Annotated in this window: 9 protein-coding genes; 3 read left to right on the forward strand and 6 right to left on the reverse strand. The window is 68.2% G+C overall.

Annotated features, from left to right (window positions below):
- Positions 1 to 5 precede the first annotated feature (5 nt).
- Both ACMGDH_RS03525 and ACMGDH_RS03530 read right to left on the reverse strand, forming a co-directional pair.
- Complete coding sequence (locus tag ACMGDH_RS03525) at positions 6 to 1,613, reverse strand: M28 family metallopeptidase (RefSeq protein ID WP_436826529.1); 1,608 nt, start codon at positions 1,611 to 1,613, stop codon at positions 6 to 8.
- Positions 1,613 to 3,304 (reverse strand): M28 family metallopeptidase, encoded by a 1,692-nt coding sequence (locus ACMGDH_RS03530; RefSeq protein ID WP_436826530.1) that lies wholly within the window; start codon positions 3,302 to 3,304, stop codon positions 1,613 to 1,615. The genes ACMGDH_RS03525 and ACMGDH_RS03530 overlap by 1 nt, the downstream gene beginning before the upstream one ends.
- Positions 3,305 to 3,429: 125 nt before the next feature.
- Between ACMGDH_RS03530 and pepN the strand changes: the two genes are divergently transcribed.
- On the forward strand, positions 3,430 to 6,018 hold the full coding sequence (gene pepN / locus ACMGDH_RS03535; RefSeq protein WP_436826531.1) for an aminopeptidase N: 2,589 nt from the start codon (positions 3,430 to 3,432) through the stop codon (positions 6,016 to 6,018).
- 82 nt (positions 6,019 to 6,100) lie between these two features.
- Positions 6,101 to 6,583: a methylated-DNA--[protein]-cysteine S-methyltransferase gene (locus ACMGDH_RS03540; protein WP_436826532.1), complete on the forward strand. Its 483-nt coding sequence runs from the start codon at positions 6,101 to 6,103 to the stop codon at positions 6,581 to 6,583.
- A 278-nt stretch (positions 6,584 to 6,861) separates the two neighbouring features.
- On the opposite strand, the gene ACMGDH_RS03545 is transcribed toward ACMGDH_RS03540, so the two are convergent.
- Positions 6,862 to 8,481 carry an alkaline phosphatase D family protein gene (locus tag ACMGDH_RS03545; protein WP_436826533.1) on the reverse strand — a complete coding sequence of 540 codons (1,620 nt, stop codon included), beginning with the start codon at positions 8,479 to 8,481 and terminating at the stop codon, positions 6,862 to 6,864.
- Between the two features lie 136 nt (positions 8,482 to 8,617).
- Between ACMGDH_RS03545 and ACMGDH_RS03550 the strand changes: the two genes are divergently transcribed.
- Positions 8,618 to 10,144 carry an ArnT family glycosyltransferase gene (locus ACMGDH_RS03550; RefSeq protein WP_436826534.1) on the forward strand — a complete coding sequence of 509 codons (1,527 nt, stop codon included), beginning with the start codon at positions 8,618 to 8,620 and terminating at the stop codon, positions 10,142 to 10,144.
- Here the strand turns inward: ACMGDH_RS03550 and ACMGDH_RS03555 are convergent.
- The 3 genes from ACMGDH_RS03555 to ACMGDH_RS03565 form a co-directional block, all read right to left on the reverse strand.
- Positions 10,102 to 11,280 (reverse strand): glycosyltransferase, encoded by a 1,179-nt coding sequence (locus ACMGDH_RS03555; RefSeq protein ID WP_436826535.1) that lies wholly within the window; start codon positions 11,278 to 11,280, stop codon positions 10,102 to 10,104. The two genes, ACMGDH_RS03550 and ACMGDH_RS03555, sit on opposite strands and share 43 nt — an antisense overlap.
- Positions 11,281 to 11,560: 280 nt before the next feature.
- Positions 11,561 to 12,085 carry a DUF2141 domain-containing protein gene (locus tag ACMGDH_RS03560; protein ID WP_436826536.1) on the reverse strand — a complete coding sequence of 175 codons (525 nt, stop codon included), beginning with the start codon at positions 12,083 to 12,085 and terminating at the stop codon, positions 11,561 to 11,563.
- Positions 12,082 to 13,014: a hypothetical protein gene (locus ACMGDH_RS03565; RefSeq protein WP_436826537.1), complete on the reverse strand. Its 933-nt coding sequence runs from the start codon at positions 13,012 to 13,014 to the stop codon at positions 12,082 to 12,084. Before ACMGDH_RS03565 ends, ACMGDH_RS03560 begins: the two co-directional genes overlap by 4 nt.
- Between the last annotated feature and the right edge of the window lie 51 nt (positions 13,015 to 13,065).

Genomic DNA, 13,065 nt, shown 5'->3' on the forward strand with positions numbered 1-13,065 from the left:
CAAGCCTATTTCGCCATCGGTCCGCGATAAAGCGTGCCGAAGAAATCCCCCTTGTTCCACAGCGGCCGTGCATCCGCGTCGGCGATCGCGCGGGCGATCGCGGCGTTGATCCGCACGAACCGCACGCCCTGGACGAAGTCGATCAGCCCGACCTCGTCCGAAGGCTGGTGATAGTGTTTCTCGATGAACAGGTCGGCCGCTGCCTTGCCCGGGCCCGCGGGCCCCGGCTCGAGCGAAACCGAGGGCACGCCGGCGCGCACGAAGCTGTAGTGGTCGGTGCGCACGAAGCTCGCCTGCTCGGGCGCGGGATCGGGCGAGAGCTTGACGCCCTCGGCCGCGGCGACATCGGCCACTACCTTGCCGATGCTGCTGCGATCGGCGCCATAGGCGACCAGATCCTCGAACTGGTAGGTGAGGATCGGCATATCGAGGTTGACGTTGGCGACGATGCTGCCTTTGGGCACGGTGGGGTTAGCGGCGAAATAGTCCGAGCCGACCAGCCCCTTCTCCTCGGCGGTCACTGCGACGAAAAGGATCGAGCGGCGCGGGCGCTTGCCGGATTCCTGGAGCGCACGCGCGACTTCGAGCATCGCGGCGGTGCCCACCGCATTGTCCATCGCACCGTTGAAGATCGTGTCCCCCGCGGCATCGGGCTTGCCGACGCCGACATGGTCGAGGTGCGCGGAGAGGACGACATACTGGCCCTTGAGCGCGGGATCGCTGCCTTCGAGAACGCCGACGACGTTGCTGGCCGTCAGCGTCTTGATCTCGGTCTTCGCAGCGCCTTCGGCCGTGACGCCGAGGTCGCCGGTGGGGAGCTTCGTGCCTGCCTTATCGGCGGCGAGGACATCGGCCCAGGCGATCTTCGATCCGGCGAAGAGCTTCGCCGCGCCCGCCATGCTGAGATAGGCGAAGGCGGGCGCGCTCGGCCCCTCCGAGTGCGCCTTGCCGTCGGCACCGGCCCAGGTCATGCCGGGCGTGTTCCAGTAATCGATGCTCGCTTCGAACGGGAAGATCGCGTGGCGAGTGTTGCCTTCGATCAGGATCACGCCCACCGCACCGTGCTCGGCGGCGATGCGCGCCTGCTCGTCGGGCTGGCTCAGGTGTGCGCGGACTTCGCTGTTGAGCGAATGCGGCGCGTCGCGCAGCACCGCGACGATCTTTCCGCGGACGTCGAGCCCCTTATAGTCGTCATGCCCGCTCGTGCGATCGACCACGCCATAGCCGGCGAAGACCACCGGCGCGGCAAGCGAGACCGACGGCGCGCTCGCGCTGGCGCGTGCGAGATAGTCCTTGCCCCATTCGAGCGGAGTGGCAGCGGCACCGCGCTTGAGCACCAGGCTGCCCTTGTCGGCGCTCTTGAACGAGACGAGCGGCACGCTCTGGAGCCAGCTGCCGTTCACCCCGCCGGGCTTCAGGCCCGCCGCGAGCATCTGCGCGGCGACATATTGCTCGGCGACCGCAAGCTCGGGCGAGCCGGTGTCGCGGCCGCGCATCGCGTCCGACGCGAGGAACTGCACATGCGCCTTGAGCGCGGCTTCGGCCGGCGGGAGCGTCTGCGCCGCGGCCGGAACCGCGGCGAGCAGCGGGAGCGCGTAGAGGAAGCAGCGCATCACTTCTCCATCGGTCCGCCGAAGGTGGTGCCGAAGAAGTCGCCCTTCTTCCACATCGGGCGCTGATCGGCGTCGGCGATCGCCCGCGCGATGCGATAGTTGACGTCGACGAAGCGCACGCCCGACTCCCAGTCGATTGGCGCGGTCTGCGCGACTTCGTCCGAGGGCTGGTGATAGTTGTTGGCCAGGAACGCGTCGGTCGCCGCCTTGCCCGGGCCCTTCTCGCCCGGCCAGAGGAAGACCGAGGGGATGCCCTGCTGGACGAAGCGGTAATGGTCCGAGCGGACGAAGAAGGCTTCGTCGGGGCGCGGATCGCCGCCGACGCCCACGCCGATCTCCGCCGCGGCCTTCTGGACGATCTCGCCCAGCGTCGAATGCGCGGCGCCGAACGGCGTCACGTCCTCGAACTTGTAGGTGATGATCGGCATGTCGAGGTTGACGTCGGCGACCATGTTCGCCTTGGGCACCGTCGGGTTGTGGGCGAAATAGTCGGCGCCGACGAGGCCCTTCTCCTCAGCAGTGACCGCGAGGAACAGGATCGAGCGGCGCGGCTTCTTGCCCGAAGCCTTGAAGCGCTTGGCCTCCTCGATCAGCGAGGCGATGCCGACGGCATTGTCCATCGCGCCGTTGTAGATCGTGTCGCCCTGCGCATTGGCCTTGCCGACGCCGACATGGTCGAGGTGGGCGGAGAGGACCACGACTTCCTGGCCGAGCTCGGGATCGCTGCCCGGGAGGATACCCGCCACATTGTAGCTGGTAATCGGCGTGTTGGCGGTCTTGAGGCCGACGGTGAGCGTGCCGGGGAGCTGGACCGGCTTGAACACCGCGCCATCCTCCTGCGCGCGCTTGGCCACATCCGCCCAGGCGGTCTTGGCGCCCTGGAACAGCTTGGCGGCGCCGGCCTGGCTGAGCATGCCGAGCCCGGGGGCGGTGGGAGTGGGGATGTGGCCGGTGCCGTCGGCGCGGCCCCAGGTGACGCGCGGGCGATCATAGTTGGCCGCGATCGTCGCGAAGGGATAGTTGCCGCGGCCGGCGCGCGGGCTTTCGAGCGTGATGTAGCCGACGGCGCCCTTCTCCATCGCGATTCCGGCCTTGGTGGCGGGGCTGGAGAAGTGCGCGCGCTCCTCGCTCGGGAAGCTGCTCGGCGCGCCGCCGAAGAAGGCGACGATCTTGCCCTTCACGTCGACGCCCTTGTAGTCGTCGCGGCCGAGCCCGGCGATGCCGTAGCCGACGAAGACCACCGGCGCGGTGACACTGTATTCGGTCCTGGAGGGGTTGCCGGCAGGGACGTAATCCTCGCCGAAGACCAGCGCGACCGGAGCGGCACCCTTGCGCGCGATCGCCATGCTGCCCTTGTCGGCGGGCTTGTAGCTGATCAGCGGCACCTTCTGCAGATACGAGCCGTCGTCGCCCGCGGGGCGCAGGCCCTGCGCGTAGAATTGCGAGGCGACGTACTGGGCGGCGATGTCGTACTCGGGGGAGCCGGCGTCGCGCCCGCGCAGCTGATCCGAAGCGAGGAACATCACATGGCTCTTGAACGCCGCCTGATCCTCGGGGAGCTCGGCATTGACGACGGCATTCTTCTGGGCGGGCGTGAGCGCGGGCGTCGGGGTGGGAGCGGGCGTTTCCTGGGCGCTTGCCGCCGTCGAGGCGAGCAGGGCGAGGATGTACGGCGCGGAGGAACGAAGCATCAAGGAACCCTCATGGTCGGGAGATAATGTATCGGTAGCATTTCGCGACTGGCAGGCAATGCAAGAATCTTGCGCGGCAGAATCTGATGGCGGCCCTGCGCCGTCGTCCTATATCGCGAGTCATGATGGCAGACGCTCAGACCGCACCCCAGGCGCCCCGGATCACGCGCCGCGACGAATATCGCGCTCCCGAATGGCACGTCCCAGAGATTGCGCTCGACTTCGACCTGGACCCTGCGGAGACGAGGGTGCGCGCGACGCTCAAGGTCGAGCGGAACGGCGATGCTCAGGCGCCGCTGCGGCTGCTGGGCGACGGGCTGACGCCGGTCGCGGTGCGCGTCGACGGCGCCGAAGCGGCAGGCTGGAGCATGGACGGGCCGGACCTGCTCATTCCCCTGAGCGGCGACGCGCACACGATCGAGACCGAAGTCGTGATCGCCCCAGAGCGCAACACCCAGCTGCAGGGGCTCTATGCCTCGGGCGGGATGCTCTGCACCCAGTGCGAGGCCGAGGGCTTCCGCCGCATCACCTTCTTCCCTGATCGCCCCGACGTGCTTTCGAAATACCGGGTGCGGATGACCGCGGACAAGGCACGCTTCCCGGTGCTGCTCGCGAACGGCGATCCGGTCGGCCACGGCGATGCAGAGGATGGCAGGCACTGGGCCGAATGGCACGATCCCTTCCCCAAGCCGAGCTATCTGTTCGCGCTGGTGGCGGGCGACCTCGTCGCAAACCGCGGGACCTTCACCACGATGAGCGGCCGCGACGTGCAGCTCGGCATCTGGGTGCGCTCGCCCGACCTGCCGAAGACCGATCATGCGCTCCACGCCTTGAAGCTCTCGATGGCGTGGGACGAGAAGGTCTATGGCCGCGAGTACGACCTCGACGTGTTCAACATCGTCGCGGTCGACGACTTCAATTTCGGCGCTATGGAGAACAAGGGGCTGAACGTCTTCAACAGCCGCTACATCCTCGCCGATCCCGACACTGCGACCGACTATGACTATGACGCGATCGCAGCGGTGGTAGCGCACGAATATTTCCACAACTGGTCGGGCAACCGCGTCACGTGCCGCGACTGGTTCCAGCTGAGCCTCAAGGAAGGCTTCACGGTTTTCCGCGACCAGAGCTTCTCGGCCGACCAGGGCAGCGCCGCGGTCAAGCGGATCGAGGACGTGCGGGGCTTGCGCGCCAGCCAGTTCCCCGAGGATGCCGGCCCGCTCGCGCATCCGGTGCGCCCGGACGAATATATCGAGATCTCGAACTTCTACACGGCGACAATCTACAACAAGGGCGCCGAGCTGATCCGGATGATGCACACCATCCTGGGACCCGAGAAGTTCCGCGCCGCGACCGACCTCTATTTCCAGCGGTTCGACGGCACCGCCGCCACCTGCGAGGACTTCGTCCAGTGCATGGAGGAAGCGGGCGAGGTGGACCTGACGCAGTTCCGCCGCTGGTACAGCCAGGCGGGCACGCCGCGTGTGTCGGCGACGCTCACGCGCGAGGGCGGCAGGGCACGGCTCAAGCTTGAGCAGTCCGTGCCGCCGACGCCCGGCCAGCCGGTCAAGGAGCCGATGGTGCTCCCGCTCCGGCTCAAGCTGTTCGGCAGTTTCACCGGGCGAGCGATGTGCGACGAGCAGCTCGTCCTGCTCAAGGATCCGGCGGCCGAGATCGTCTTCGAGAACCTCACCGAGCAGCCGGTGCTCTCGATCAACCGCGGCTTCTCCGCGCCGGTGATCGTCGAGACCAACCGCACCGCGGCCGACCTCGCCTTCCTCTCGGGTCACGACGACGATCCTTTCGCACGCTACGAGGCGATGCAGCAGCTGATGCTCGACACGCTGGTGGCGGCAGTCGCGACCGGCAGCGCCGATCACGGGCCGGTGATCGATGCGGTTCGCGGCACGCTCACCGATCCAAAGCTCGACCATGCCTTCATCGCCGAGGCGGTGCTGCTCCCGTCGGACAGCTTCGTCGGCGACCAGATGGCGCTGGTCGACCCGGAAGCGATCTTCCGCGCCCGCGAGGCGCTCCGGGCCGATCTCGGGCGCGAGCTCGGCGATGCGTGGCGCAGCGCCTATGAGGCGGTCCGCGCCAACCGCTTCGAATATTCGCCCGCCGCCAAGGGCGCGCGGCGGCTCAAAAACGTCGCGCTGGGCTATATCGCGGCGAACGACGCCGGCGATGCCGCCGATCTGGCGTTCGGCCAATTCGAGGGCGCGGACAACATGACCGATCGGCAAGGCGCGCTCACCACGCTCGCCAACGGCGACTCGCCGCTGCGCGAGCGGGCGCTCGACGCCTTTTACCAGCGCTATGCCGGCAACGGGCTGGTGCTCGACAAATGGTTCCAGACGCAGGCGCTCTCGACGCGCGACGATACTGCCGAAGTGGTCGAGCGGCTGGCGGCGCATCCCGATTTCACGCTCGCCAATCCCAATCGCGCGCGCGCGCTGCTCGGCGCGTTCGCCGTCAACCAGCGTGCCTTCCACGAAGCGTCGGGGCGCGGCTACCGCTTCGTCGCCGACCAGCTGATCGCGCTCGACAAGCTCAACCCGCAGACCGCGGCACGGCTGGTGCCGCCGCTCGGCCGCTGGAAGCGCTTCGATGCCGAGCGCGCGGGCAAGATGCGCGCCGAGCTCGAGCGGATCGTCGCGACGCCGGGGCTCAGCAAGGACATGTTCGAGCAGGCGTCGAAGTCGCTGGACTGAGTCCGCTTTGAACGGAAGCGCCGGGAAGCCGCGTCCCGCGCAATGGGCCATATCGGCATGGACCCCTGAAGAGGAGCGGACCATGACCCTGTCGTACAAGATCATCGCCTCGCCGGTCGGCGCGCTCAAGCTCGTGGCGAGCGACGCCGGTCTCGTCGCGATCCTGTGGGAGAACGACGATCCCGCGCGCGTGCGGCTCGGCGCGACGACGGAGGATGCGGAGCACCCGGTGCTGGTGCGGGCCGAGGAGCAGCTGCGCGAATATTTCGCGGGAAATCGCAGGCACTTCGATGTCCCGCTCGATTTCCGCGGCACCGATTTCCAGAAGCGCGTCTGGGCAAGGCTGCTGGCGATCCCCTTCGGCGAGACGCGCTCCTATGGCGCGGTCGCCGCCGAGCTCGGCCGGCCGGAGGCTTCGCGCGCAGTAGGCGCGGCGAACGGCCGCAACCCGATCTCGATCATCGCGCCCTGCCACCGCGTGGTGGGATCGAACGGCAAGCTGACCGGGTTCGCCGGTGGGCTGGAGGCTAAGGCTTATCTGCTCGGCTTGGAGGGCGCGCTCTGAACTGAGCGGCTAGGCCAAACCGACATTTAGATTTTTGGCCTCATTTCCCCGAAGTACACCGTCACCCGGCCTTGTGCCGGGGTCCACCGGGAGACAAAGGGCCGGACAAGAGGCTCTATGGCATCCAGTGCGGCGAAGTGGACCCCGGAACAAGTCCGGGGTGACGGGTAGTGTGGGCTGATCTGACGCGCTTCTACCTAAATGTCGGTGCGCCCTAGAGTTGGTCTCAGCAGCGCTGAACAGGTGCCGATCCAGCAAAGCTGAAAACGACTCTCGCATCAGCCCATCACGTTGCGCCCGCGCTCCACCGTGGCGGTGTGGCCTGCGCGCGCCTTGGCCGAGCGCTGCAGGATGGTGTCGACGAACACCCAGTCGTTGCTCGCGCGATCGGGCGTGAGCGTGAGCGCCATATAGCCGCGGTGGCTGGTGTCGCACCATTTGAGCTCGGGGCTGGCAGCGACCAGCGCCGCTGCGACCTGCTTGGGATCGATCGAAACGGCATTCTCATAGCCGGGCGAAGTGACGCTCTGGCCGGCGAACTCGACGCCTGCGGGCTTGCCGTCCTGCGCAAGATCGAAGGCCCAGGCGTTGTGGCTGTCGCCGCACAAGACGAGCAGATTGGCGCCGGCTGCCTGCGCGGACTGGAGGAAGCGCGCGCGGGCAGCGGGATAGCCGCCCCAATTGTCGAGGTCGGTCGGGAGCCCTGCCTTGGCGGCCATCACTGCCGCGCCGACATATTGGCGCTCGCTCGCCGTCGCATCGGGCTTGAGCCATCTCAGCGCCTCGGCGGGCGCGCGCATCGTGCCCATGATCGTGCCGAAGCCGACGACCTGCCAACGCTGGCCCGCGCGGACCGAACGCGCGAGGCCGTGCGACAGCCAATTCTCCTGCGTGGTGCCGAGCATCGTGGCTGCGGGATCCTGCCAGGGGCCGTCGCGGAAAGCGGCCAGCGCGCGCGCCGGATCGGCTTCCTTGAACAGCGGCGCAATGTCGGGGCCTTGGGTGCGGCCGAGCAAGCGGCTCTCGGTGCGGAACAGCGTCGCGAGCGTGCCGATGTCGTAGCTCGCCCAGGGCTCGTCGGAGATGGGCATCCACTCGCGGAACACCTGGATCGCCGCGGCGCGGCGCGCGTTCCAGTCGCCTTCGTTCGCCTGGTGGTTCTGCGCGCCGCCTTCCCAGCTGTTGTTCGCCGATTCGTGATCGTCCCACTGGACGAGCATCGGCTTCATCGCGTGGAGCGTCTGGAGGTCGGGATCGCTGCGATAGCTGGCGTAGCGCAGGCGATAGTCGGCGAGGTGGAAGATCTCGCCCTGGGGCTGGGGCCAGCGGCCGTCGACCGCGCCGGTCTTAGGTGCGTAACCGCCCTTGTGATATTCGTAGATATAGTCGCCGAGATGGACCCACAGGTCGATGTCGTCGCGTGCTGCCGCATGGGCATAGGCGTTGAAATAGCCGAACGGCAGGTTCGAGCAGGAGAAGACTGCGATGCCGAAGCGCGCCGCGTCGCCCTCGGGCAGGGTCTGGGTGCGGCCGATCGGCGAGAAGCTGCCGTCCGCTGCCACGAAGCGGTAGAAATAGCGCGTGCCGGGACGGAGCCCGGCGACGGTGATCTTGGCGGTATGATCGCGCCAGGGGCCGGTGACGATCTCGCCGCCTGCCGCGATGCGGGCGAAGTCCTGCGTCTCCGAAAGCTCGGCGCGCAGCCGCGCGGCGCCGCCGTCGGACGGCACATAGCGAGTCCACAGCAGCATCGAATCCTGCGCGGGCTCGCCCGAGGCGACCGAATGGGTGAAGCCGCGCGCCGCCGTCTGCGCGATCGCGAAGCCGGGAATGGCAAGCGCGCCCAGTCCCAAGCTGCCCGTGAGCAGCAATGAACGGCGGTCGATCGTGAGCGTCATGCAAGTCCCTCCAACCCGGTCCGTCGTGGCTCCTGCCCGGTCGAGATGGAATTACTGTGACAGTCCGCGCGAATCGGGCATAGGGGCGATGACGACTGGACCCGGGACCGCCATTCGCCTTGCCATTTCGCGTGCCATGACCAATTCGATTTCGCTCCCAAGCGCGGCACTCGGCCGTTTCGCGGCCTTCGCTGCTCTTTTCCTGCTGCTCGCGCTGTTCGCGATGGCGCGGCCGATCGATCATGACGAGAGCCAATATGTCGCCGCCGCAGTGCTCTCGGGCGAGGGGCTGCTGCCCTACCGCGACTATGCCTATCTGCAAACCCCGCTCCAGCCCTTGCTGTTCGGCTGGATGGCCAAGGCGCTGGGTGCCCTGGCCTACCCGGGACTGCGGCTCGTCAATGCGCTGCTGGGCGCGCTTGCGGTGTTCTTCGTCTTCGGCGCGGCGCGCGCGGGCGGGGTGTCGCTGCGGGGCGCGCTGATCGCCGCCGGGCTGTTCGCCACCACCGATATCCTGCTGTTCGGCACCGGCATCGCGCGCAACGACGCGCTGCCGGTAGCGCTGCTGGCCGGTGCGCTGTGGCTGATCGTCGCGGGCGAGGGGCGGCCGCGCACGCCCGCCGCGGCTTTCTGCGTGGGGCTGCTGCTCGCTGCCGCGGCTGCGGCCAAGGCGAGCTATGTGCTGCCCGCGGCCGCCTATGGCGCGTGGACGCTGCTCGATCGCGAGCACCGGCCGCTGTGGGTGGCGGCAGGCGCGGCAGTGCCCACCGTATTCGTCCTGTGGTTCGCGAGCCTCGCGCCCGAAGCCTTCTGGTTCGGTGCCTTCACCTTTCCGGCCGACGCGCCCGAGCAATATTATGCGAGCGGCGGGCGCGCCTACAAGCTGACCCTCGCCTTCCGGCTGATCGACCTGACCAAGTTCCTCGCGCTCGGCGCGGCGCTTCCGGCGCTGGTGCTGGTGGTCGCGCGGCTGCGCCGCACCGGCGGCGAGCGCGAGAAGCTCGACTGGCTGCTCGACCTGCTGATCGTCGTGGGGCTGCTCTCGGCGGTGCTGCCCGAGCCGACCTGGCGCCAGTATCTGCTGCCGATGCTGCCGCCGCTGTTCGTGCGGCTCGCGCGTGCGTGCCGGGGCGAGACGCTGCCGCAGTGGCAGAAGATCGGCTTTGCGGTCTTCGCGCTCGCCGGACTCGCGCCGACGGTGATAGCCTTCGGCCGCGCGACGCTGGAGGGAATCCCGATGGTGCGCGTGGTCGCGCAGGGCCGGGCGATCGATAGCGCGCTCGATGCGGTCGGCGCGCAAGGGCCCGTCGCTTCGATCGCACCCCAGCTGCTCCCGGCTGCCGGGCGACTTCCCGACAAGCGCTTCGCGGCTGGACCTTTCTACTTCCGCAGCCGCGGGCTGATCTCCGAAGCCGACGAGCAGCGCTTCCACCTGATCTCGGGCGAGCGGCTGGGCGCCGACGAACTCCCTTCGGTGGTGCTGCTCGGCGGCGAGGCGCCCTGGTCGGGCGGCGAGGCGCGGCTCGATGCCCAGATCGAGCGTGCCGCTGCGCCGCGCACCGCACGGCGGTTGAAGATCGGCGACGGCCCGCTCAGGCTGCTGCTGCTCCGGCCCCCGCTTCAGGCGGCGGCGCGGGCGCGCTTGTCGAGCAGGTCGGAATAGACTGCCATCAGCTCCGCGGCGTGATCCTCGTCGCTGCGGACCAGCCCGGCGGCGTGGCGCGCGGCGGCGCGCAGAATCGCTGGTTCGCGCGCGAACATGCGGCGGATCGCGTCGGCCGCCGAATGCGCGTCGCGCGCGGCATAGATCTCTGCGAAGAGCGGGTCGGCGATCTCGGCGAAACCGCCTTCGTCGGGGCCGATCAGCGGCAGGCCCGAAGCGAGCGCCTCCGACGCCACCAGCCCGAACGGCTCGGCGTCGGACCCGTGGATCAGCGCGTCGCAGCTCGCCATGATCCGCGATAGGCGCACCCGATCATAAACCGGGCGGAAGATGCGGATGTGCGGACTGTCAGCGATCCGCTGCTCGAGATGCCGGCGCTCGGGACCGTCACCGATCAGCACCAGCCCGACCGGGATGTCGGTTGCCGCCGATTCGACCGCGTCGATCACCAGCGGCCAGCGCTTCTCCTTGTGGTGCCGGCCCAGCCCGAGCAGCAGATGCGCTTCGGCGGGGAGCCCGCATTGCTCGAGCAGCGCCACGCGCAGCTTCTCGTCGCGTAGGTCGGGCGAGAACCAGCGTCGCTCGATCCCCAGCGGCACCGAGGCATGGACGTGTAGCCCCCGCCGGCGGAAACGCTTGGCGAGCGCGGGACCGTTGGTGACGAAGGCGTCGTAATGCGCCAGGAACCGGTCCATGTAGCGCGTGTACCAGGCGAAGGCCTGCTCGACCTGGATCGGAGTCGCCACGCTGTCGAGCCATCGCTGCGGATAGGCGCCGATACTGTCGCCGTGCGCGAAGAAGACCTTGAGCGCGTCACCCTTCCACTGCGCCACCGTCCATGCCGGGCGCCAGGGCGAGCTCGTCTCGACTACGTCCGGCTGGAGATCGTCGAGCAGCTCCCAGATCGGCTCGTCGCGCACGAAGATGCAGTAGTTGCGGTCGAGGATCAGCGGCGGCGCCTTGAGCCAATAGATGCGCCCGCCGCCGGGCCGGTCCTCGATCGCGCTTTCGAGCGCGGGGGCGACGACGATCAGCTCATGGCCCATGTCGGCCATGATGCCCATCTTGCGATCAAGATACGTGCGTACCCCGCCGCCGGTGGGCGAATAGAATTCGTTGACGTCGACCACGCGCATGGCGTGAAGCTTAGGGCCCGTGCTCAGTACCCGCAACGGCCGAGACGGAGCGGATTTTGGCGCAGAGCGAGGAATGAGGAGGGAGCGATGCGGTGCCATCGTGACCGACGAGCGACGCTGCCCTGCGCCAAAAGCCGCCCGCCGCTTCGCGGTCGCCCGGAGAAGCGCGCAGGACTGCGTCGCGCCGCTTGCACGGACGCACCGGTCCGCGCAGCGCGTCGCTCCTTGCCTGCCCACTTCTTCGGGCGATCTCGGTCATTGCGGGTATTGAGCACGGGCCCTAGTCCATCGGACCGAAGCCGCCCAGCCCGCGCAGATATTGCGAGTGGATGGTGACGGAGCCGCCGCTGGGCGCAACGTTGAGCAGCGCCTGGCGGAGCTTGGGGCGGCTGCGGCCGAGCCGCTGGTTGCTCGGGAAGCCGGCGCCGTCCTGCCAGAAGTTGAACTTGTTCTTGCCGTCGCGGTCGTGCGTGAAGAGCAGCGCCCATTGGCCGGCGCTCGGCGCGCGGATGCAGATCGTCACCGGGCCCGAGGCGGGCATCGGCGCCCAGACGCGGCGGAAGGGCTTGCCCTCGCGCACCAGATCGCGATCGTCCTTCAGGAAATCGTCCTCGGTTGCGGGATAGAGCTCGACCTTGAGCCGTCCGGTGCGATCCTTGAGACCCTCGACATGGACGTAGACGCGCGGGCCGCCGGGGAGGGCGCACGAACCATCGATCGGATCGGCGGCGGAAGCGGGAAGGGCCGCAAAGGCGAGCGCCCCCGCACCGATTGCCGCGGTGGCCGAAACGAGCTTGCGGATCATTGCGTCTTGTTCCTCGTGAGCAGCGAATGGAGGCTGAAGCCGGCGATCAGTGCGACATGGACGAGCAGGCTCATCGCGGCGATCAGCGCCATCAGGTCCGAAAGCGCCTCGCCCTGGCCGATCAGCATGATCGCGAAGGTGGCGAAGACCAGCTCCTTGTTGGGCACGAGCGGCAGGCGCCAGGCGAGCAGGCGGGCGGCGGCGAGGAACAGCCACACCACCAGCGAGATCTGCGGCATCGCCGCATGCCAGGCGAGCGCGATGAAGAAGGAGCCGAGCACCAGGCGGGTGCAGTGGATGCCGAAGATCCACCAGAGCGTCGGCCGCGGCAGCGAGAAGACGCGACGCGAGAAGATCAGGAAAGGAAGCGAAGTGAGGATGATCAGCCCCAGCGAGCCGAGCACCAGCTTCTGCTGGACCGCGGTGAGCAGGTTGATCCCGAACGGCAGCGCAAGCGAGATGCCCAGGAAGGTGATGCCATTGCCCGCGATAGCGGAGAGGATCATCACGTCCTTCACTGCGCCGAAGGGGGCGGCGACCATCTTGGTGCGCTGGCGTGCCCAGGCGTAGAAATAGGCCTCGCCCGAATAGCCGAGCAGCACTTCGTTCGAGATGCGCTTCTTGTGGAGCGCGGCCATGCCCGACAGCGGAATCTGCCAAAGCCGGCGGAAGATCACATAGTCGAAGGTCGGCGGCCCCAGATAATAGAGGGCGAATGCGAGATAGAAGAGCGGATTGGTCGGTACGCTCTTCGAAAGCGCGCCCAGCCCCGATCCGAACAGCTCGTGCGCGAGCGCGCCGATCATCAGCAGCGTCAGCGCGCCGCCGAGCAGCATCGGCCAGCGCCGCTTGATCTTTTCGACGGGCTCCAGCCCGGCGAGGTCGGGCGCACCGGCCAAGGGCGCGGCTTCGACAACGCTGGTGTTCACCGAAGCCTCCACAGCTCGTTCGTTCACTGGTTCGTTTTCCGCTGCCGACAA

This window comes from Sphingomonas radicis (assembly GCF_051400635.1).
GTDB lineage: Bacteria > Pseudomonadota > Alphaproteobacteria > Sphingomonadales > Sphingomonadaceae > Sphingomonas.

Bases quoted from the DNA above. Each gene is read 5' to 3' on its own strand.
- ACMGDH_RS03540 (WP_436826532.1), top strand. From the start codon at position 6,101: ATGACCCTGTCGTACAAGATCATCGCCTCGCCGGTCGGCGCGCTCAAG.
- ACMGDH_RS03545 (WP_436826533.1), bottom strand. From the start codon at position 8,481: ATGACGCTCACGATCGACCGCCGTTCATTGCTGCTCACGGGCAGCTTG.
- ACMGDH_RS03555 (WP_436826535.1), bottom strand. From the start codon at position 11,280: ATGCGCGTGGTCGACGTCAACGAATTCTATTCGCCCACCGGCGGCGGG.
- ACMGDH_RS03560 (WP_436826536.1), bottom strand. From the start codon at position 12,085: ATGATCCGCAAGCTCGTTTCGGCCACCGCGGCAATCGGTGCGGGGGCG.
- pepN (WP_436826531.1), top strand. From the start codon at position 3,430: ATGGCAGACGCTCAGACCGCACCCCAGGCGCCCCGGATCACGCGCCGC.
- ACMGDH_RS03530 (WP_436826530.1), bottom strand. From the start codon at position 3,304: ATGCTTCGTTCCTCCGCGCCGTACATCCTCGCCCTGCTCGCCTCGACG.
- ACMGDH_RS03525 (WP_436826529.1), bottom strand. From the start codon at position 1,613: ATGCGCTGCTTCCTCTACGCGCTCCCGCTGCTCGCCGCGGTTCCGGCC.
- ACMGDH_RS03550 (WP_436826534.1), top strand. From the start codon at position 8,618: ATGACCAATTCGATTTCGCTCCCAAGCGCGGCACTCGGCCGTTTCGCG.